This window comes from Bradyrhizobium zhanjiangense (genome assembly GCF_004114935.1).
In the GTDB taxonomy this organism is placed as follows: Bacteria; Pseudomonadota; Alphaproteobacteria; order Rhizobiales; family Xanthobacteraceae; genus Bradyrhizobium; species Bradyrhizobium zhanjiangense.
The window spans coordinates 6828910-6850331 of sequence record NZ_CP022221.1 but is presented as its reverse complement, the minus strand read 5'-3'; the positions used below and the strand labels follow the sequence as shown (position 1 = coordinate 6850331).

The 21422-nt window shown below is 63.5% G+C and carries 18 protein-coding genes; 14 read left to right on the top strand and 4 right to left on the bottom strand.

Annotated features, from left to right (window positions below; translation table 11 throughout):
• The first annotated feature begins 46 nt into the window (after window positions 1–46).
• The 3 genes from XH85_RS32805 (at window position 47) to XH85_RS32795 (ending at window position 2958) form a co-directional block, all read left to right on the top strand.
• Window positions 47–1045 carry a TRAP transporter substrate-binding protein gene (locus XH85_RS32805; RefSeq protein WP_128935178.1) on the top strand — a complete coding sequence of 333 codons (999 nt, stop codon included), beginning with the start codon at window positions 47–49 and terminating at the stop codon, window positions 1043–1045.
• 81 nt (window positions 1046–1126) lie between these two features.
• Window positions 1127–1642 carry a TRAP transporter small permease gene (locus tag XH85_RS32800; RefSeq protein WP_128935177.1) on the top strand — a complete coding sequence of 172 codons (516 nt, stop codon included), beginning with the start codon at window positions 1127–1129 and terminating at the stop codon, window positions 1640–1642.
• On the top strand, window positions 1639–2958 hold the full coding sequence (locus XH85_RS32795) for a TRAP transporter large permease (RefSeq protein ID WP_091892777.1): 1320 nt from the start codon (window positions 1639–1641) through the stop codon (window positions 2956–2958). Before XH85_RS32800 ends, XH85_RS32795 begins: the two co-directional genes overlap by 4 nt.
• Window positions 2959–3023: 65 nt before the next feature.
• Here XH85_RS32795 and XH85_RS32790 read toward each other — a convergent pair whose 3' ends face one another.
• Window positions 3024–4298, bottom strand: a complete 1275-nt coding sequence (locus XH85_RS32790; protein ID WP_128935176.1) for a serine hydrolase domain-containing protein — start codon at window positions 4296–4298, stop codon at window positions 3024–3026.
• 179 nt (window positions 4299–4477) lie between these two features.
• Between XH85_RS32790 and XH85_RS32785 the strand changes: the two genes are divergently transcribed.
• Window positions 4478–5395, top strand: coding sequence for an intradiol ring-cleavage dioxygenase (locus tag XH85_RS32785; RefSeq protein ID WP_128935175.1), 918 nt, complete (start codon window positions 4478–4480; stop codon window positions 5393–5395).
• Window positions 5396–5520: 125 nt separating this feature from the next.
• Here the strand turns inward: XH85_RS32785 and XH85_RS32780 are convergent, their stop codons facing one another.
• The 3 genes from XH85_RS32780 to XH85_RS32770 form a co-directional block, all read right to left on the bottom strand.
• Entirely contained in the window at window positions 5521–7257 is a 1737-nt protein-coding gene (locus XH85_RS32780) for a bifunctional protein-serine/threonine kinase/phosphatase (RefSeq protein ID WP_164940600.1), read from the bottom strand.
• A 60-nt stretch (window positions 7258–7317) separates the two neighbouring features.
• Entirely contained in the window at window positions 7318–8157 is an 840-nt protein-coding gene (locus tag XH85_RS32775) for a formate/nitrite transporter family protein (RefSeq protein ID WP_128935173.1), read from the bottom strand.
• 224 nt (window positions 8158–8381) lie between these two features.
• Window positions 8382–8663 (bottom strand): hypothetical protein, encoded by a 282-nt coding sequence (locus XH85_RS32770; protein ID WP_128935172.1) that lies wholly within the window; start codon window positions 8661–8663, stop codon window positions 8382–8384.
• A gap of 166 nt (window positions 8664–8829) precedes the next feature.
• On the opposite strand from XH85_RS32770, the gene XH85_RS32765 reads away from it, so the two are divergent.
• The 10 genes from XH85_RS32765 (at window position 8830) to XH85_RS32715 (ending at window position 21422) form a co-directional block, all read left to right on the top strand.
• A complete protein-coding gene (locus XH85_RS32765; RefSeq protein WP_128935171.1) occupies window positions 8830–10149 on the top strand; it encodes a CmpA/NrtA family ABC transporter substrate-binding protein in 1320 nt (439 codons plus the stop codon).
• 60 nt (window positions 10150–10209) lie between these two features.
• On the top strand, window positions 10210–11106 hold the full coding sequence (gene ntrB / locus XH85_RS32760) for a nitrate ABC transporter permease (RefSeq protein WP_128935170.1): 897 nt from the start codon (window positions 10210–10212) through the stop codon (window positions 11104–11106).
• Window positions 11107–11119: 13 nt separating this feature from the next.
• Window positions 11120–11914, top strand: coding sequence for an ABC transporter ATP-binding protein (locus XH85_RS32755; RefSeq protein WP_128935169.1), 795 nt, complete (start codon window positions 11120–11122; stop codon window positions 11912–11914).
• Window positions 11915–12254: 340 nt separating this feature from the next.
• Window positions 12255–13646: an MFS transporter gene (locus XH85_RS32750; RefSeq protein WP_128935168.1), complete on the top strand. Its 1392-nt coding sequence runs from the start codon at window positions 12255–12257 to the stop codon at window positions 13644–13646.
• 122 nt (window positions 13647–13768) lie between these two features.
• A complete protein-coding gene (locus XH85_RS32745; protein WP_128935167.1) occupies window positions 13769–14197 on the top strand; it encodes a globin family protein in 429 nt (142 codons plus the stop codon).
• A gap of 10 nt (window positions 14198–14207) precedes the next feature.
• Window positions 14208–15425, top strand: coding sequence for an NAD(P)/FAD-dependent oxidoreductase (locus tag XH85_RS32740; RefSeq protein ID WP_164940597.1), 1218 nt, complete (start codon window positions 14208–14210; stop codon window positions 15423–15425).
• 14 nt (window positions 15426–15439) lie between these two features.
• Window positions 15440–18142 (top strand): nitrate reductase, encoded by a 2703-nt coding sequence (locus XH85_RS32735; RefSeq protein ID WP_128935165.1) that lies wholly within the window; start codon window positions 15440–15442, stop codon window positions 18140–18142.
• A gap of 234 nt (window positions 18143–18376) precedes the next feature.
• On the top strand, window positions 18377–19273 hold the full coding sequence (locus XH85_RS32725; RefSeq protein ID WP_128937505.1) for an SMP-30/gluconolactonase/LRE family protein: 897 nt from the start codon (window positions 18377–18379) through the stop codon (window positions 19271–19273).
• Window positions 19274–19452: 179 nt separating this feature from the next.
• The gene (locus tag XH85_RS32720; protein WP_128935163.1) at window positions 19453–20292 is read left to right on the top strand and encodes an aldo/keto reductase; all 840 of its coding nucleotides are present in this window, start codon (window positions 19453–19455) and stop codon (window positions 20290–20292) included.
• A gap of 188 nt (window positions 20293–20480) precedes the next feature.
• On the top strand, window positions 20481–21422 hold the full coding sequence (locus XH85_RS32715) for a DMT family transporter (RefSeq protein WP_206734901.1): 942 nt from the start codon (window positions 20481–20483) through the stop codon (window positions 21420–21422).

The following is a 21422-nucleotide window of genomic DNA, read 5'->3' as shown; positions in this document are numbered from 1 at the left end:
CTCACGCCCCGGCGACAGGGGCGGGGCATCAATGGGAGGGGAGACGATGAAGCGAAGGTCATTTCTCGCTGGTATCGGTGCGACCACTGCGGCAGCTACGATTGGCATGCCGTCGATCCTCAGGGCGCAAGCGCCGATCACGCTGAACGGCGCGGTCCAGTTCAACGACGACCATGCCTTCAACCGCGCGCTGATCCGGTTCGAGGAGCTGGTGAAGAAGTACTACGGCAAGCCCGTCAATTTCACGCTGCACAAGAACTCCTCGCTCGGCCTCGAGAAGCAGTATTTCGAGTACATGTCGCAGGGCAAGGCGGTCGATTACGGCATCGTCTCGCCGGCCCATATGTCGACCTTCGCCAAGGCGGCCCCGTTCATCGATGCGCCCTTCGTGTTCAAGGGCATCGAGCACATGAACAAGGTCGTCGAGGCCAATATCCTGGCGCCTATCGCCGACGAGGTCGCGGCGAAGGCCGAGGTCGTTCTGATCGGTTACGCCGGCGGTGGCATCCGCAACATCTTCGCGAACAAGCCGCTCAGGAATCTCGCCGATCTTAAGGGTCTCAAGGTTCGCGTGCAGGGGGCGCCGATCTGGTCGAAGACCTTCGCGGCAGTCGGCATGAGCCCGACGGTGATCGCCTATAACGAGATCTACAACGCGATCCAGAACGGGGTGATTTCGGCCGGCGAAAACGAGGCGGCCGGCGTCGAGGCGATGAAGTTCTACGAAGTGGCCCCGCATCTCAGCCTGACCCAGCACGCCGTGTCGATCCGGCCGATCTGCTTCTCGGTGAAGACGCTGAAGACCTTGCCGAAGGATTTGCAGGACGCGATCATGAAGGCCGGCAAGGAGGCAGGCGACTACGGCCGTCAGCTCGAGTCGAGCGAAGAGGTGGTCAAGCTCGACACGCTCGAGAAAGCCGGCAAGCTCAAGCGCGTTCCCTTCGAGGAGCGGGACGCCATGAAGAAGCTCGCCGATCCCGTGATGGCCACCTACGCCAAGGAAATTGGCGCGGAAGGCATTTTCGAGAAGATCAACGTCGTCTGAGGTCGTTGCGTCCGCCGACAATAGTTCGGGCAGGCCCCGCTTCTTGCCCGGAAGGGGGATGAGCTGCCGCACGGAGCCCCAATGTCTGAAACGCCCGACTTGTCCACACGGTCGCTGTGGCGTCGCGTCACCGCGGCCTATGCGAAGTTGCTGGAGTTGTTGCTGGCCGCCTGTGTCGGCGTCCTGATCGTTCCGGTCACGCTGCAAATCATCTCGCGCTACACGCCCTTCATTCCCTCCTACATCTGGACGGAGGAAATGGCGCGGTTCCTGTTCATCTGGACGATCATGATCGGCGCCATGGTCGGTGTGCGCGAAGCGCAGCATTTCGAGGTCGACGTGTGGCCCAATCTGTCGCGGCGATCGGAGGCCGCGGTGCGGATCCTCGCGCGTCTCGGCGTACTGGCACTGGCGCTGGTGTTCGTATCGGCCGGCATGGAGTTCACCCGCTTTGGCTGGAACAGAACTTCGGAGCTGGCCGATCTGCCGCTTTGGCTGATTCACGTTGCCTGGCCTGTGACCGGCGCGACGTGGATCGTCTTTGCGGGTGAGCAGATCGTTGATGAGATGCGCGTTCTGGTTGGGGCAGGGCGATGAGCGGCAATGTGCTCTCTGCCGGGCAGGCCGCGATGGTGCTGTTTGGGGTTTTCATCGGCCTGCTCATCGTGCGCGTGCCGGTCGCTTTCGCGCTCGGCCTTGCCTGCGTGCCGATCCTGCTGATCGAGCCGCGTCTGTCGCTGATGACGCTCGCGCAGGAGACCTTCAATGCGTACAATTCATTCATCCTGCTGGCGGTGCCGTTCTTCCTGTTGACGGCGAACCTGATGAGCATCGGCGGCATCACCGACCGCCTGGTGGCATTGTCGCGCTCGATGGTCGGGCACTGGCCGGGATCGCTGGCGCAGATCAACGTCGTGCTGTCGGTATTCTTTGCCGGCATCTCAGGCTCCTCCACGGCCGATGCGGCGAGCCAGTCCAAGATCTTCATCGATGCGCAGACCAAGGAGGGCTACGATCTCTCATTTTCGATCGCCATCACGGCGGTGTCGGCAGTGCTAGCGGTCATCATCCCGCCGTCGATCCTCATGATCGTGTGGGGCGGGCTGATCTCGACCTCGATTGCGGCGATGTATCTGGCCGGCATCGTGCCGGGCCTGCTGATCGCCGGCGCGCAGATGGCGACGGTGCACGTCTATGCGGTGCGCCGCGGCTACCCGACCTATCCGAAGGCGACCTGGGTCGAGATGCGATGCGCCATTTGGCAGTCGTTACCGGCGCTGATGACGCCGCTCATCATCGTTGGCGGCATTCTGCTCGGGTGGTTCACCGCGACCGAGTCCGCCTGCGTCGCGGTGCTCTATTCTATCGCGCTCTCGGCGTTCTTCTACCGCGAGACAGGTCCACGCGAATTGTACAAGGCCTTGCTCGACACCGGGCGCCTTGCCGGCGTGGCGCTGTTTTGTGTCGGCACCGCAAGTGCGTTTGGCTGGCTGCTCGCCTACTACAGGATTCCGCAGGAGCTGCTGGCCAATGTCTCGACATGGGGCATGGGCGCCGTCACCGCCGGCTTCTTCATTTCCTTCTGCTTTCTGGTGGTGGGCTGCTTCCTCGACGCCATTCCGGCCATCATCATCGTCGGCACGGTGCTGGAGCCGCTGGCAAAGTCCGTCGATCTCCATCCGGTTCAGTTCGCGATCATTTCCATCGTATCGCTGGCCTTCGGACTGGTGACGCCCCCCTATGGCTTATGCCTGATGATCGCCTGTTCGATCGCCGGTGTACGGCTGCGCTATGCTCTGAAGGATACGGTGATCATGCTGGTTCCGATGCTGCTCGTGCTGGCGGCAGTCATCATTTGGCCGAGCGTGTCGCTGTTCCTGCCGCGGCTGATCGTGCCGGAGATGCTCAGATGAGCGTCTGCAAATGAGCTTCTGAGAGTAAAGTCCCGCGGCCGACGGCCGCGGGATCGATTCAATGGTTACAGATTGCTCTCGGTGATCGCGGCGTAGACCATGCTGCGCAGCTCGCGCCGGATCGGGTAGGCGCTCGACGGCAACACCTGCGTCATGAAGATGGTGATCAGTTCTTCGGCCGGATCGATCCAGAACGAGGTCGTGGCCGCGCCGCCCCAGTTATATTCGCCGGGGCTGCCGGCGATCAGCGTTTCCGCCGGGCGCATGGTCACGGCGAAGCCGAGACCGAAGCCGATGCCGTTATAGGCCGCTTCCGAGAACAGCGAGCGTGACACCTCGGGCAGGAATCGTCCGCCCGGAATGTGATTGGTGGTCATCAGTGCCAGCGTCTTCGGCCCGATCAGCCTGACGCCGCCGAGCTCGCCACCATTGAGCAACGCGCGGCAGAAGGTGAGATAATCGGCGACCGTCGAGCACAGCCCGCCGCCGCCGGAGATGAAGGAGGGCGGCGACAGGAACGAGCTGGTTGCCGGATCGTCCTGAAGCGTCAGGCCCTCGCGCCGCTGGCCGGCATGGAAGGTCATGCCGCCGCCGGGGTCTGCCGAGTAGCAGGCGGCGAAACGATGGGCCTTCGAGGCCGGCACGTGGAAATCGGTGTCGCTCATGCCGAGCGGATCGAGGATGCGTGCCTTCAGAAACTGTTCGAACGGCATGCCTGAGATCTTGCCAACGAGATAGCCGAGCACGTCGGTCGCGACCGAGTAGTTCCAGGCCTCGCCCGGCGAGAACTCCAGCGGGATCTTTGCCAGGCTCTCGATCATGGTCTGGAGCGTGCCAGACTTCTCGACCTCGCCGATCTTCTCGGCGCGATAGGCGGCATCGACATTGGAGCGCTGCTGGAAGCCATAGGTGAGGCCGGAGGTATGACGCAGGAGGTCGACGATCAGCATCGGCCGGGACGGCGGCCGGGTCAGGAAGGCCGGATAGGTGCCGGCGACGAAGACGCCGAGATCCTTCCATTCCGGAATGTATTTGGCGACGGGCTCGTCGATCGCGACGAGGCCCGCCTCGACCAGCATCATGAAGGCGACGCTGGTGAGCGGCTTGGTCATGGAATAGATGCGGTAGATGGTGTCATCCTTGACCGGCACCTTGCGCTCGACGTCGGCAAGGCCCTGAACCGAGCTGTATGCGACCTTGCCACGGCGGAAGACGAGAAGATGCGCGCCGGGGAACCGGCCGGCATCGATGTACCGGCTCTTCACATGCGCATCGACGCGGTCGAGTGCAGTCTTGGACATGCCGACGGATTCGGGCGAGGCAGGGGTGGGCGCGAGCATCAGTTCCTCCGGGGCAGTTTTGTCTGTCAGTTGATAGCCGAAATGCCGGCCTCATTCCAAGGGCGGCGCGCTTAACGGGAGCAGGCCTGCTGGTGTAGGCTGCAGCCTGGAACGCCTCCAGGGAGCCCCAAGGGGGCCTCGCATGGGGCCAACGAGAAAAACCCAGGGCAAAACGTACCATGACCCAGTTCAACGAGACCGAACTCACCGAAGCCGTCGTCAGGAGCTTCGACAGCACACCGAACCCGCGTGCGAAATTCCTGCTCCAGGAATTGGTGAAGTCGCTGCACGATTACGTGAGCAAGACCGATCTCACCTTCGCGGAATGGGAATATGCCATCGACTTCCTGACCCGCACCGGCCAGAAGTGCACCGACACCCGCCAGGAGTTCATTCTCTTGTCCGACGTGCTCGGCGTCTCCATGCTGGTCGATGCCGTCAACCATCGTGACCGCGAGGGCGCGACGGAGACCACCGTGCTCGGTCCGTTCTATGTCGGCGAGCACAAGGTCACCGCGCACGGCACCGATATCTCCCCGAACAACCAGACCGGCGAGCGGATGTTCGTGCAGAGCCGAGTCACGGATTTGAAGGGCAAGCCGCTCGCGAACGTCCCCGTCGACGTCTGGCATGCCGATGATGACGGCTTCTACGATTCACAAAAGGCCAACTATGACGAGGTCGGCACCTCGGCGCGGGCGCGCTTCATCACCGACGACGACGGCCGCTTCTTCTTCCGCACCATCCTGCCGTGCAGCTACCCGATTCCGACCGACGGCCCGGTCGGCGAGATGATTACGCAGACCAAGCGTCATCCGATGCGGCCGGCGCATGTGCATTTCCTGGTCAATGCGAAGGGTTATGAGCCGCTGATCACCCATGTTTTCATGGACGGCGACAAATATCTGGATACCGACGTCGTGTTCGGCGTGAAAGACGACCTCATCGCCAAGGTCGAGCCGCGCAACGATCCGGCAATGCCCGACGGCAGTAAGGCGAATGGGAAGTGGCACCTGATGAGCTACGAATTCCACCTCAAGCCCGGCGGCGGCATGGCGCCGAAGCCGCTGGGGACGAAGGCGGCCCAGCCGGCCTGACGACTAAAACGCGATGAGATTAGGATGAATCGCATCGCGGTTTAAGTTATTGTTTGAGCATGATCGTTTCGGAAAACCGCTGCACACTTTGCGCTAACGCGGCCCTTCGGGGTCCGGATCATGCTCTAACGCGCGTGTAGCAGTGCCAGCAGCACGACGACCGCGCAGGCGAGCGCCGCCGAGGTCAATTTCCAGAACATCAGCGGGCTGCGCTCCAACAGGGGCGTGATCCGCGTGTTGAGATAGGCCGGATTGGGTGTGCGAAGCTCGAAGACGAATTCGGACAGATCCTCGTGCCGCTTGTACGGATCGGGATGCAGCGCGCGCCTGAGCGCGCCGTCGACCCAGGCCGGCACGTTGCGATCGTCGTCGGCTGGGCGATACTGAAGTCTCCGCACGTCCGCCTTGCGCCGGATCTTGGCGACCTGAGTGCCATAGGGAAGCTTTCCCGTCAGCATCTGGTAGCAGATCACGGCCAGCGAAAACATGTCGGAGTGCGGCGAGCCGCCCTGCCCAAGAAAATATTCCGGCGCCGTATATTGGACCGTGCCCAGGATTTCGTCGGCCTCGTCCGGCGGCGCGGCTTCCGCGACGCCGGCGACCCTGACTGACCCAAAGTCGATGATCTTCGCGGTGCCGGTCTTGTCGATCAGGACGTTGTCCGGCCTGAGGTCCTGATGCAGCATCTCCATGCGGTGGAAGGCGCGCAGACCGGCGGCGATCTGCTCGATGAGGCCACGGACGGTTTCGAGATCGGGGCGCGGATTGTCGGTCATCCACTGCTTCAGGGTCTGGCCTTCGACGAATTCGGTCGCGACGTAAAGATAGCTGCGCCGTCTCGACTGTGACATCGGCTTCAGCACGTGCGGGCTGTCGATCCGGCGCGCGATCCACTCCTCCATCAGAAAGCGCTTGAGATAGGCAGCATTGTCGCGCAGGTCGACCGACGGCAGCTTGAGCGCGACCGGCTCCTCGGTCTCGGTGTCGACGGCAAGGTAAATATGACTGCGGCTGCTGCCGTGAATCTCGCGGACGATTCGGTAGCCGTCGAAGATCGCGCGTGGCTCCGGCAGCGGAGGCAGCGGCAGTTGTGAGGTCTGATTGAAGATGCCGGACGGCTCACGCTGGGGCACTGCGTCGATGCGCAGGATCTGAACCGTGATGTTGTCGTCGCTGCCGCGGCGGTAGGCTTCCTCGACGATGGCCTTCGCCGCCCCGTCGAGCTCGCCTGCATACTCGTTCAGTGCACTGGTGACGAAGCGCGCGTCGACGAATTCGTAGGCGCCGTCGGTCGCCAGCAGAAAGATGTCGCCCGCTTCGATCTCGAAGGCCTGATAGTCGATCTCGAGCTGCGGGTTGATGCCGAGCGCGCGGCCGAGATAGGTCTGCTCCGACGACACGATGATACGGTGATCGTCAGTCAGCTGCTCGAGCGCCTTGCCGGCGACGCGGTAGATGCGACAATCGCCGACATGGAAGATGTGCGCGGTGGTCGCCTTGATGACCATGGCGCTCAGCGTGCAGACATAGCCCTTGTCGCGGTCATAGGCATATTGGCTCTTGCGCGTCTGCGCATGCAGCCAGGAATTGGTGGCGTCCAGCACGCGGCGGGCGGAGGTCTTCACCGTCCAGGATTCCGACGTGCAGTAATAGTCCATCAGGAAGCTCTTGACCGCCGACTCGCTGGCGATCTGGCTCACCGTGCTGCTCGAGATGCCGTCGGCGAGGACGGCGGCGATGCCTTTCAGGCTGAGCAGCGGCTCCTCCGGGATGAGGACGCCGTGAAAATCCTGGTTGATGGGCTTGCGACCCTTGTCGGAATGCTGGCCGACCGAAATCAGGAGACCGGGGGTCATCGTCATCACCGGAAGAGGGGAGCCTCACCCTGCGCGGGCGAGGCTCCCCTGTCGAGTCGTGTTTGATCAGGCCGCGACGCGGGGCTTTACGGCCTTGTCGGCCTGCCGCTTCGGCAGGGTCATGACGTGCGTGGCATAGAGGGTCATGCCGGTGAAGGCGAGCCCGCCGACGAGATTGCCGAGCACGGTCGGGATCTCGTTCCAGATCAGATAGTCCAGGATCGAGAATTTTGCGCCGAGCAGCAGCCCGGACGGAAACAGGAACATGTTCACGACGGAATGTTCGAACACCATGTAGAAGAACACCAGGATCGGCATCCACATCGCGATGACCTTGCCCGGGACCGAGGTCGAGATCATGGCACCGACGACGCCGGTCGAGACCATCCAGTTGCAGAGCATGCCGCGCATGAACAGCGTTGCCATGCCGGCCGCACCATGCGCGGCGTAGCCGAGCGTCCGGCTTTCGCCGATGATGCCGATGGCGGCACCGACCTTGTCGGGAGCTTGCGTGAAGCCGAACGTTGTCACGAAGGCCATCATGAAGGCCACGGTGAAGGCGCCGGCGAAATTGCCGACGAAGACCAGGCCCCAGTTGCGGAGCACACCGCCAAGAGTGACGCCCGGGCGCTTGTCGATCAGCGCAAGCGGCGAGAGCACGAATACGCCGGTCAGGAGATCGAAGCCCAGCAGATAGAGCATGACGAATCCGACCGGAAACAGCAGCGCACCGAGCAGCGGCTGGCCCGTGTTCACGTTGATCGTGACCGCGAACCATGCGGCGAGCGTGAGGATCGCGCCGGCCATGTAGGCGCGGATGATGGTATCCCGGGTGGACATGAAGATCTTGGATTCGCCTGCATCCACCATCTTGGTGACGAATTCCGAAGGCGCGAGATACGACATCAATGGTTCCTTTTGCTTCGTAAGTGAGATCGACACACCCTCTTGGAGAGCGCGGCTGAACGTCTTGGGCCGTGCGGGCCGGCCTGCCGCGCACGAGGGCTATGGAGATTGGAAGCCTTGGGAATCGCGTCACGACGGCCCAGAGGGCCGCGAAGCAGTTGAGCTTCCGGAATGCAGCCGCCAGAGGCTGCAACAATGCGGCAAGCCGCAGTCTTCGTTGACGCTTAGGGATAAGCAAGTTGCGTGCCGTCTCGGTGCGTGAGGAAAATGAAAGCAACATCAATGCGATGGGCCGTGTCCTGATTCTCTCCCACCGCGCCGCCAGCCTTGTGCTTGAGCTGTTGCACAAACTTTGTGCGGCGCACAAGAATTGAGCGGTCCGCAAGTTTCACATGCGGGGCGATCCTGCGGCAGCCTGTCGCAACCTCCATAACATATTGATTATTCGATTGTTTCTTGGTCGTCGGGCTTGGCATGAAGCTTGAATGGTTCCAGTCCGACGCCATTGAAGCCGTCCCGCGAGACTTCTCATCCGATTTGCTGACGCCACCAGACGGGGGTCTTCCCCGTCGTGCGTTCGCACGCGCCAAAGACGGCGCCACCGGACGGACGGGCTGCTCGTGTGCACTGACGCCAATCAATTCTGCAACGACGCAAAGGACGACACTGCCTATGACGAAGCGCACCCGCCGGCCCTCGGATAATGGGCTCAGCCGCCGCCAATTGTTGAAGGCCGCAGGCTCTACCGCCGCACTCCTCGCCGCCGCAAAGCTGAATTTCCCCGCTGGCGCCTTCGCGCAGGAGGCGGGCCCCGAGGTCAAGGGCGCCAAGCTCGGCTTCATCGCGCTCAGCGACGCCGGCCCGCTCTTCGTCGCCAAGGACAAGGGCCTGTTCGCCAAATACGGCATGCCCGACACCGACGTACAGAAGCAGGCCTCTTGGGGCACCACGCGCGACAACCTCGTGCTCGGCTCCGAAGGCAACGGCATCGACGGCGCGCATATCCTCACCCCGATGCCCTATCTGATCTCAGCCGGCAAGGTGACGCAGAACAACCAGCCGACGCCGATGTACATCCTGGCCCGGCTCAATCTCGACAGTCAGTGCATCTCCGTCGCCAACGAATATGCCGATCTCAAGCTCGGCGTCGATGCATCGCCCTTCAAGGCGGCGCTGGAGAAGAAGAAGGCGTCCGGCAAGGCCGTGAAGGCGGCGATGACCTTCCCCGGCGGCACCCACGACCTCTGGATCCGCTACTGGCTCGCCGCCGGCGGCATCGACCCCGACAAGGACATCGAGACCATCGTGGTGCCGCCGCCGCAGATGGTGGCGAACATGAAGGTCGGCACCATGGACTGCTTCTGCGTCGGCGAGCCATGGAACCTGCAGCTCATCCACCAGAAGATTGGCTATACCGCTGTCACCACCGGCGAGCTCTGGAACAAGCATCCCGAAAAATCCTTCGGCATGCGCGCGGCCTTCGTCGACAAATATCCGAAGGCGGCAAAGGCGCTGCTGATGGCCGTGATGGAAGCCCAGCAGTGGTCGGACAAGGCCGAGAACAAGGCCGAGCTCGCCGCCATCATGGGCAAGCGGCAGTGGATGAATTGCCCGGTCGAGGACGTGCTCGACCGCACCGCCGGCAAGTTCGACTACGGCATCCCCGGCAAGGTGGTCGAGAATTCCCCACACATCATGAAGTACTGGCGCGACTTCGCCTCTTACCCCTTCCAGAGCCACGATCTCTGGTTCCTCACCGAGGACATCCGCTGGGGCAAATACGAGGCGAATTTCGACACCAAGGCGCTGGTCGCCAAGGTCAACCGCGAGGACCTGTGGCGCGACGCGGCCAAGACGCTCGGCGTCGCGGCCTCCGAGATCCCGGCCTCCACCTCGCGCGGCAAGGAGATTTTCTTCGACGGCAAGGTGTTCGATCCGGAAAATCCGGCTGCCTATCTGAAGTCGCTCGCGATCAAGCGTGTCGAAGTCTGATGGAGCCAGCGGCCGCCTTCGGGCGGCCGCATCGTCTTTTGAAGCCGGAGAGAGATTGCAATGAATATGTCTGCCGCCAAGATTGAGATTGAAACCGCGACGCCTGCGGTCACCGCCGCGCCCGTCGTCGCAATGATGCCAAAGCGTCCCCCGCGCACCGAAGCTTACGCACGCATGGCACGGGAGACGGCCGTGCGCGTGATCCCGCCGCTGGTCGTGATCGCGCTGCTGACGCTGGTGTGGGAGCTGGTCTGCCGCCGCGCCGGCTCGGCGCTGCCGCCGCCGTCAAAGGTGTTCAAGGATACAAAGGAGCTGATCCTCGATCCGTTCTTCGATCATGGCGGCATCGACAAGGGTCTGTTCTGGCATCTGTCCGCCAGTCTCCAGCGCGTTGCGTTCGGCTATTCGCTGTCCGCCGTCGCCGGCATCGCGCTCGGCGTTCTGGTCGGACAGTCGGTCTGGGCGATGCGCGGGCTCGACCCGCTGTTCCAGGTGCTGCGCACCATTCCGCCGCTCGCCTGGTTGCCGCTCTCGCTTGCAGCGTTTCGCGACGGCCAGCCCTCGGCGATCTTCGTCATCTTCATCACCTCGATCTGGCCGATCATCATCAACACCGCGGTCGGCATCCGCAACATCCCGCAGGACTATCGCAACGTCGCCGCGGTGGTGCAGCTCAATCCGCTCGAATTCTTCTCCAAGATCATGATCCCGGCGGCCGCGCCCTACATCTTCACCGGCCTGCGCATCGGCATCGGCCTGTCGTGGCTCGCGATCGTCGCCGCCGAAATGCTGATCGGCGGCGTCGGTATCGGCTTCTTCATCTGGGACGCCTGGAACTCCTCGCATATCAGCGAGATCATCCTGGCGCTGTTCTATGTCGGCATCGTCGGCTTCGTGCTGGACCGCCTGATCGCGGGCCTCGGCAAGTTCGTCACCCGCGGCACCGCGCAGAATTGAGAGGAGGGGGCACATGACCGCCTATCTGAAGCTCGACCACATCGACAAGGTCTTCACCCGCGGCGCCGCCACCACGGAGGTGCTGAAGGACATCAATCTCACGATCGAGAAAGGCGAATACGTCTCGATCATCGGCCATTCCGGCTGCGGCAAGTCGACCCTGCTCAACATCATCGCAGGCCTGACCAATGCCACCATCGGCGGCGTGCTGCTGGAGAACCGCGAGGTCAACTCGCCGGGACCCGATCGCGCGGTCGTGTTCCAGAACCATAGCCTGCTGCCGTGGCTGACCGTATACGAGAACGTCAGGCTCGGCGTCGACAAGGTCTTTGCCAGGACCAAGTCCCGCGCCGAACGCGACGCCTGGGTGATGCACAATCTCAATCTCGTGCAGATGGCCCACGCCAGGGACAAGCGTCCTTCCGAAATCTCCGGCGGCATGAAGCAGCGCGTCGGCATCGCGCGGGCGCTGGCGATGGAGCCGAAGGTGCTGCTGCTGGATGAGCCGTTCGGCGCGCTCGACGCGCTGACCCGAGCGCATCTCCAGGACTCCGTGATGGCGCTGCATCAGAAGCTCGGCAACACCATTTTGATGATCACTCACGACGTCGACGAGGCCGTGCTCTTGTCCGACCGCATCGTGATGATGACCAACGGGCCCTCCGCGCGCATCGGCGAGGTGCTGGAGGTGCCGCTGGCGCGCCCGCGCAAGCGGCTCGAGCTTGCGACCAGCGCCACTTACTTGAAGTGCCGGCAGCGCGTGCTCGAATTCCTCTACGAGCGTCATCGCTTCGTAGAAGCGGCGTAAACCAAAGGTTAATGCGCGAAACGTCTGCGCCTAAATAATCGACATCCCGCTCAATCCTTGTGCGCCGCACAAGGATTGAGCGAATCGCAAATTTAGCGTGCGAAAAAGCCCTGCAAGAAATTCGGGCAATACGAATAACGTGCTGAAATCCCTGTATTTCCAGCGTGCGCGCAACTGGCACGGAAATTGAAGTGTCTTTGAGCGACGCCAACGACGACGTCCCTCAACATCATCAATCAGCATCGTGAACTCGCCACCGGGGTGAAGCCTCGGAGCGCGCCTCCGTGGCCCGGAGGCTGAGCCTGCAACGACGCAGCGGTGAGCTTAGAAGGGATACTCAATGACGAAGAATCCGACTCTGAACTCCAGCTGGATTTCAGACTGGCGCCCCGAAGATGAGGCGTTCTGGAATGCGACTGGCAAGACGATCGCGCGGCGCAACCTGATCTGGTCGATCGTAGCCGAACATATCGGCTTCTCGGTCTGGCTGATCTGGAGCATCGTCACCACGAAGCTGCCGCAGGCCGGTTTCCACTACACCACCGACCAGCTGTTCCAGCTCGTCGCCGTGCCGGGCCTGATCGGCGCCCTGATGCGCTTTCCCTATACCTTTGCAGTGACGACCTTCGGCGGCCGCAACTGGACCATCTTCAGCGCGGCGATCCTGTTCATTCCGACCTTGTCGCTTGCTTATTTCGTGAGCCAGCCCGACACGCCGTTCTGGCTGATGCTGCTGATCGCGTCGACCGCGGGTCTCGGCGGCGGCAATTTCGCCTCCAGCATGACCAACATCTCCTTCTTCTTTCCCGACCGGATGAAGGGATGGGCGCTCGGTCTCAACGCGGCCGGCGGCAATATCGGCGTTTCCAGCGTGCAGCTCCTGACCCCGATCCTGATGACGCTCGCCGTCTTCAACCTGTTCCAGGCAACGCCCGTCGACGGCATCTTCCTCCAGAATGCCGGCCTGATGTGGGTGCTGCCGATCGCGGTCGCCGTGTTCGGTGCGGTGTTTTTCATGAACAACCTCACCACGGCCAAGTCTTCGGTGAAGAACCAGCTCGCGATCGTCAAGCGCAAGCACACCTGGATCATGGCGTATCTCTATATCGGCACGTTCGGGTCCTTCATCGGCTACTCCGCGGCGTTCCCGCTGCTGATCAAGACGCAGTTCCCCACCGTGACGATCTCGATCGCCTTCCTGGGCCCGCTGGTCGGCTCGCTGTCGCGTCCGCTCGGCGGCTGGCTTGCCGACAAGCTCGGCGGCTCGATCATCACCTTGTGGAACTTCATTGCGATGGCGGCGGCGACGATCGGCGTGCTCTATTTCGTCGGCCAGAAGGATTTCATCGGCTTCCTGTCGATGTTCCTGATCCTGTTCGTCACGACCGGCATCGGCAACGGCTCGACCTATCGGATGATCCCCTCGATCTTCCGCGAGGAGAACCTGTTCAAGGTGCGCGGTAAGGGCGATGTCGCGCGTGCGGCTGCCCTGAAGACCGCGAGCATCGAGAGCGGCGCGGCGGTCGGCTTCATCGGCGCGATCGGCGCCGTCGGCGGCTATCTGATCCCGAGCGGTTTCGGCAAGTCGATCGCCATGACCGGCGGGCCGCAGCTCGCGCTCGCGATCTACCTCGCCTTCTACGGCTCCTGTCTCGCCCTGACCTGGTGGTTCTACCTGCGTCGCGGCCCGCAGACCGAAGGCGCACCAAGCCTCGCCGAAGCAAGAGTGTGACACTTGGTATGAAACTCGCTTCTCCCCGTACGCGGGGAGAAGACTCTCTGATGACGTTTGACCCATGAACCTTGTTCGCAACGGCGCGCACCAAGGCAAACTGAAACAGACAGGAGAACCACATGACGCCCGAACAGATCACTCTCATCCAACAGAGCTTCGCCAAGGTCGCGCCGATGTCGGAGCAGGCCGCGGTGCTGTTCTACGATCGTCTGTTCGAGGTGGCGCCGTCCGTGCGCGCGATGTTTCCCGAGGACATGACCGAGCAGCGCAAGAAGCTGATGGGCATGCTCGCTGCCGTCGTCGGCGGCCTGTCGAACCTGGACTCGATTCTTCCCGCGGCCTCCGCGCTCGCCAAGCGTCACGTCGCTTACGGTGCGATGGCCGAGCACTATCCCGTGGTCGGCGCGACCCTGCTGTGGACTCTGGAGAAGGGTCTTGGCCAAGCATGGACGCCCGAACTGGCAAAAGCCTGGACCGACGCCTATGGCGTGCTGTCCGGCTACATGATGTCCGAAGCCTACGGCGCCCGGCCGCAGGCCGCTGAATAGGAGATGCCTCGTGAGTGAACCGCTGGTCATCGTCGGTAACGGTATGGCGGCCGCGCGTCTGGTCGACGAGCTCGCCAAGACCGCGCTCGGCCGCTACGCGGTTGCCGTGATCGGTGAAGAGCCGCGGCTCGCTTACAACCGCGTGCTGCTCTCCTCCGTGCTGGCCGGCGAGACCGGCTCGCACGAGATCGAGCTCAGGCCGGCGGACTGGTGGCGTCATCGCGGCGTCACGGTGCGCTACGGCTATCGCGTCACCGAGATCGATGTCGGCCGCCGCGAGCTCAAGATCGCCGGCGAAGAGAGCATGGAATATTCCAAGCTGGTGCTCGCCACGGGATCGACGCCGCTGCGGCTCAACGTGCCGGGCGCTGATCTTGCCGGCGTGCATACCTTTCGCGATACGCGCGACGTCGACCTGCTGTTGACGCTGGCTGCGGCGAAGAAGCGCGTCGTCGTCATCGGTGGCGGACTGCTCGGACTCGAGGCTGCCTACGGCCTCGCCAAGGCCGGTGCCCCCGTGACGCTGCTGCATCTGATGGACCGGCTGATGGAGCGCCAGCTCGATGCGCCCGCGGCCGACCTGCTCAAGATGTTGGTCGAGCGCAAGGGCATCCGCATCCTGCTCAACGCCTCCACCGCCCGCATCCATGGCGATGGTCACGTCGAGGCCGTCGAGCTTGCCGACGGCAGCCGCATCGAGGCCGACGCCGTGATTTTCGCCGCCGGCATCAGGCCGAACGTCGCCCTTGCGAAGGACGCAGGCATCGCGGTCAACCGCGGCGTCGTCGTCAATGACGTGATGCAGACGGCTTCGCCCGACATCTTCGCGCTCGGCGAATGCGCCGAGCATCGCGGCACCTGCTATGGCCTGGTCGAGCCCGCCTATGAGCAGGCGCGGGTGCTGGCGCGGCATCTGGCCGGCCGTCCTGCCGCCTATCAGGGCAGCGTGGTCTCGACCAACCTCAAGGTCTCCGGCGTCAGCGTGTTCTCCGCCGGTGACTTCATGGGCGGGGAGGGCAGCGAGAGCCTCGTGCTGTCGGACCGCAGGCGCGGCACCTACAAGAAGCTCGTCATCGCCGACGGCCGGCTCACCGGCGCGGTGCTGATCGGCGATACCCTCGATGCGCTCTGGTACCTCGAGCTGATCCGCAATCGCGACAAGGTCGCGGCGATCCGCACCGACATGATGTTCGGCCGCGCGCTGGCGCGTCCCTCCAAGGCAGCTTGACAAGGCAGCTTGATATGACGGCGATCGACCCCACGCTCCGCGCCACCAAGACGACCTGTCCCTATTGCGGCGTTGGCTGCGGCGTGCTGGCGACACCCGACAGCAAGGGTGGTGCAGCGATCGCCGGCGACCCTGAGCATCCCGCCAATTTCGGCCGGCTGTGCTCGAAAGGCTCCGCGCTCGGCGAGACCGTCGGGCTCGAAGGCCGTCTGCTCTATCCGATGATCCGCTGCAAGGGCGTGCTGGAGCGTGTCGCCTGGAGCGATGCGCTCGATCATGTCGCGCATCGCATGCAGCATATCGTGGCACGCGACGGCGCCGACGCGGTTGCGTTCTATCTCTCCGGCCAGCTGCTGACCGAGGATTATTACGTCGCCAACAAGCTGATGAAGGGCTTTGTCGGCACTGCCAATGTCGACACCAATTCACGACTCTGCATGTCGTCCTCGGTCGCCGGCCACCGCCGCGCCTTCGGCGCCGACACCGTGCCCGGCTGCTATGAGGATCTCGACCAGGCAGATCTGCTGGTCTTCGTCGGCTCGAATGCGGCCTGGTGCCACCCCATTCTGTTCCAGCGTATGCTGAAGAACCGGCAGGAACGAGGTGCACGCATGATCGTGATCGATCCGCGCCGCACCGACACCGCGGATGACGTCGATCTGTTCCTTGGCCTCAAGCCAGGCACCGACACCGCGCTGTTCTCCGGCCTGTTCGTCCACCTCGCCGACAACGGCGCGCTCGATCAGAACTACATCGCGGACAACACGTCGGGCTTCGATGACGCGCTGGCTCGCGCGCGCAACATTGCCGGCAGCGTCACCGCGACCGCTCTCGCCACGGGACTGTCCGAGCAGGACGTTGCGACCTTCTTCCAGATGTTCCGCGACACGCCGCGCGTCGTCACGCTCTATTCGCAGGGCGTCAACCAGTCGGCGCAGGGCACCGACAAGGTCAACGCGATCCTGAACTGCCATCTTGCTACGGGCCGCATCGGCAAGCCTGGTGCCTCGCCGTTCTCGCTCACGGGCCAGCCCAACGCGATGGGCGGCCGCGAGGTCGGCGGCCTCGCCAACATGCTCGCCGCTCACATGGGTTTTACGCCGCCCGACATCGATCGTGTCAGGCGGTTCTGGAAGGCGCCGCGCATTGCCACCCATGAAGGGCTGAAGGCGGTGCAGTTGTTCGAGGCGATCAACCGCGGTGAGGTCAAAGCGCTCTGGGTGATGGGGACCAACCCGGCGGTGTCGCTGCCCGATGCCGACTTGGTGCGCGAGGCGCTGAAGAAGCTCGAACTGTTCGTCGTCTCCGAGAACGTGCTCTCCAACGACACGGTCGCGGCCGGGCCGCATGTGCTGCTGCCGGCGCTCGCCTGGGGCGAGAAGTCGGGCACGGTGACAAACTCCGAACGCCGCATCTCGCGCCAGCGCTCGTTCCTGCCGGCGCCGGGCGAGGCGCGCCCCGACTGGTGGATCCTGAGCGAGACCGCCAAGCGGCTCGGCTTCGGCGACAGTTTCAACTACAAATCCGCCGCCGACATCTTCCGCGAGCATGCCGCGCTCTCGGCCTTCGAGAACGATGGCAGCCGCGATTTCGACATCGGCGCGCTGACCTCGCTGTCGAACGAAGCCTTCGATGCGCTCAAGCCGGTGCAGTGGCCGGCGCGCCAAGGCGAGGCGCCCCGCGCGCGCTTCTTTGCGGAAGGCGATTTCTTCACCAATGACGGCAGGGGCCGCTTCGTCGCGCCGGAAGTGCCGTCGTTGCGCAGCGAGACCGGCGCCTCGCGCCCCCTCAGGCTCAATACCGGACGCATCCGCGACCAGTGGCACACCATGACGCGCACGGGCCTTAGCCAGCGGCTCGGCGCACATCTGCCCGAGCCTTTCGTCGAGATCCATCCCGATGACGCCAGCAAATACGGCGTCGCTCACGACGGCTACGCCCGCATCACCACCGATTACGGCCAGTGCATCCTGAAAGTCGTCGTCAGCGAGCGCCAGCAGCGCGGCACGCTGTTCGCGCCAATCCACTGGAGCGCGATGAACGCCTCACATGGCCGCGTCGGCGCGCTGGTGCAGTCGTTTACCGATCCGTTCTCGGGCCAGCCCGAGTCCAAGGCGACGCCGGCTGCGATCGCGCCTTACGAATTCGTCTTCCGCGGTTTTGCGCTGTCGCGACAGCAGCTCGATCTGCCGCCGAACCTGTTGTGGACCCGCGTCACGGTTGCCGGCGGTTTCGGCTATCTGTTCGCCGACAACGCGGATCTGTCGCGCTGGCCGGTTTGGCTCGACGGCGTTGCCGGCGAGGACATCGCCGAATATCGCGATTTCGGCGGCGGCATCTATCGCGCTGCCTCGTTCGCGGGCGATCGCATCGAGGCCTGTCTGTTTGTCGGCCCCGGGCATGACGCCGGCGATTGGGAGGTGATCAGAACTGCCTTTGCGGCCGATCACGTCACCGACGAGCAGCGCCGCATGCTGCTGTCAGGCAAGTCGACGGAGGGAACGGCCTCGACCGGGCCAATCGTCTGCGCCTGCTTCGGTGTCGGCCGCGGCACCATCTGCGACACCATCGCCGCTGGCGCACGCACCGCGGCCGAGATCGGCGCCAAGCTCAAGGCCGGCACCAATTGCGGCTCCTGCATCCCCGAACTGAAGCGGCTGATCGCGACGACGGAAGCGCCGGCGAAGCAGGCCAAGCTCGCGGGCGCGGCGGGGTAGGCGCGACATTCTCAGTCGTCGCCGTATACTCCGCCGTCATCGCCCGGCTTGACCGGGCGATCCAGTACGCCGAGACAACTGTGATTAGGCGGTGGGGCCGCGGCGTACTGGATTCCCCGCTTTCGCGGGGAATGACAGCAAGGACAGGGCGCCATGCCTTCCGCCCCAATCGACGCACCGGCCATTGTGCCTTATGTTGCCGCGCTCTCCCTCTCAACGCGCACAACAACAATGATGTACCTGGAAACGCCGCCGCGCCTGATCGAAACAAGAATCTTCTCCGCCATGCCTGACAAGTTCCGCCGCAAGGGCGTGCGGACGGATTGGGCCGACGCCAACCGGCCGGGCGTGCCGACCGATAGCTTCATCGAGGGGCCATCCTTCGACAAGGAAGGCAATCTCTACATCGTCGATATTCCCTTCGGCCGCATCTTCCGTATTGCGCCTGATGGCGAGTGGTCGCAGGTCGTCGAATATGAGGGCTGGCCGAACGGGCTGAAGGTCGCATCCGACGGCCGCATCCTGATCGCCGATTACATGCATGGCATCATGGAGCTCAATGCCAAAGCCGGCCGCGTCAAGCCGGTCCTGACCGCGCGCAATTCGGAATCGTTTCGTGGCTGCAACGATCTGCATCTCGCGTCCAACGGTGACATCTATTTCACCGATCAGGGCCAGACCGGCCTGCACGATCCGAGTGGTCGGGTCTATCGGCTGGCATCGAATGGCCGGCTCGATTGCCTGATCAACACCGGCATCAGCCCGAACGGCCTCGTGCTCGGCCCGACCGAGACCGTCCTGTTCGTCGCCATGACGCGCGACAATGCGGTGTGGCGGCTGCCGTTCATGCAGGATGGCAGCGTGTCGAAGGTCGGCCGCTTCTGCTCGCTGTTCGGCACCAGCGGCCCTGATGGCATGACCATGGATGCCAAAGGTCGGCTGTTCGTCGGCCACGCTTCGCTCGGTCACGTCTTCGTATTTGCGCCCAACGGCGAATTGATTGCGCGGATCAAGTCGTGCGCGGGGCCGAATTGCACGAATGTGGCGATCGGTGGCGAAAGGAAAGATCGTCTCTATATCACGGAGTCCTCGACCGGGAGCGTACTAGTCGCTGACATCAGCGGTCTGTAGCGCATGGCTCTTCGCCTCGCCCCGCTTGCGGGGAGAGGCCGACGCGCGAAGCGCGGCGGGTGAGGGGGAGTCTCCGCGAGTCCAACTGCTAGCGAATTGGCGGAGGCAGCCCCTCTCCCCAACCCTCTCCCCGTAAGAACGGGGAGAGGGAGAGAACAGAGCGGAGATCGGAAAAGAACATGAACACAAACCCTTTCGGCAAGACCGGCGCCAACGTCTCCGTCATCGGGCAGGGCACCTGGTATCCCGACCACGGCGACCGCAAGCGCGCCATTGCCGCGCTTCAGCGCGGGCTCGATCTCGGCATGACCCACATCGACACCGCCGAGATGTACGGTGACGCCGAGCTCGTCATTGCGGACGCGATTGCGGGCCGTCGCGATGAGGTGTTTCTCGTTTCAAAAGTGCTGCCGAGCAACGCCTCGCGCCGCGGCACGATCACGGCCTGTGAGCGTTCGCTGAAGCGGCTGAAGACCGATCGTCTCGACTGCTATCTGTTGCATTGGCGCGGCTCCTATCCGCTCGAGGACACCGTCGCTGCGTTCGATGAGCTGGTGAAAGCGGGCAAGATCAAGTCCTGGGGCGTCTCCAACTTCGATGCCGACGATCTCGACGACATTCTCGACGTTGCGGGCGAGGGACGGATCGCATGCAATCAGGTGCTCTATCATCTCAAGGAACGCGCGATCGAGCACGCCGTAATCCCCTGGTGTGAGCGGCGTGGTGTCGCTGTGATCGCCTATTCGCCGTTCGGACACGATGATTTTCCGGATGTGCGCAGCAAGGGCGGCGCCGTGCTGGTGAAGATCGCGGAGACGCGTCGCGCGACACCGCGTCAGGTCGCACTGAGCTTCCTCACCCGTGCAACTACGGTGTTCGCGATTCCGAAAGCCTCATCCGCGGAACATGCCGCCGAAAATGCGGCCGCCGGCGATCTCGTGCTGACGAAAGAGGAGATTGCGGCGCTCGATGCGGCGTTTCCGCGCGGGCCGAAGCCGCGCAGCCTGCCCATGTTGTAGTGCAAAAACGCCCATTATTAATGGAATATTGACGCGCGCGGACGTCAGCGCATATCGGCATCCTGTTTTCGGAAGTTGTGAACGCGGCGCATTTGTCGTTTTTTACGAGCGTTCTCGATTCGCATTATTTCCGGGTTCCAGCCGTGACACCGCCGCCCGCCGCAGCCGCAAGGCTCGACAGTATTCCCATGCCCGTACCGGAGAAGAAGCAGGCGGCTCGTCGTGCGCCCGCGCGCGTCGATCATCCCTTCAAAGGCATTGCGCTGGTGCTGCTGTCGACGGTGTTTCTCGGCACCTCCGACGTGACCGCGAAATATCTCTCGACCAGCCTGCCGTCGATCGAGATCACCTGGATCCGCTTCGTCACCTTCGCGCTGATGTTCACGCCGGTGATGCTGCCGGGCTCACCGCTGCATGCGATGCGCACCGAGCGGATCGGCCTGCAGCTAATGCGCGGCGCCGCGCTGCTTGGCTCCTCGCTGTTCTTCATCACCGGTCTGCGGTTCCTCCCCATTGCGGAAGCCTCTGCCACCGGCTTCGTCTCGCCGCTGTTCGTCACCGCGCTGTCGATCATCTTCCTGAGCGAGAAGGTCGGCCTGCGCCGCTGGATCGCCACCGCGATCGGTCTGACCGGCGTGATGATCATCCTGCGCCCGGGCTCCAGCGCGTTTCATGCCGCCGCGTTCTTCCCGATCATCTCGGCGTTCTGCTGGGCTGCCGCGCTGATCCTGACGCGCATGATGAGCGGTCGCGAGGCGGTGCTCACTACCATGGCCTATTCCGCGCTGACGGGCGTTGCGATCCTTTCCGTGATGGTGCCGTTCGTCTGGGTCACGCCGAGCTGGACCGCGATCGGGCTCGGCATCGTGATTGGTGTTGCCTCGACCGTCGGCCAGTGGATCATCGTGCTGGCCTATCGCTATGGCGATGCCTCGGTGCTGGCGCCGTTCTCCTACACGCAGCTGCTGTGGGTCAGCATTTTGGGCTTCTTCATCTTCGGTGAGGTGCCTGATCTCTGGACCATCATCGGCGCGGCCTTCATCGTCGCGAGCGGCCTCTACATCGCCCATCGCGAGCGGGTGCGCCGCGCCCAGCTCCTGGTGCTGGAAGAGCGTTCCCCGAACCCCTGA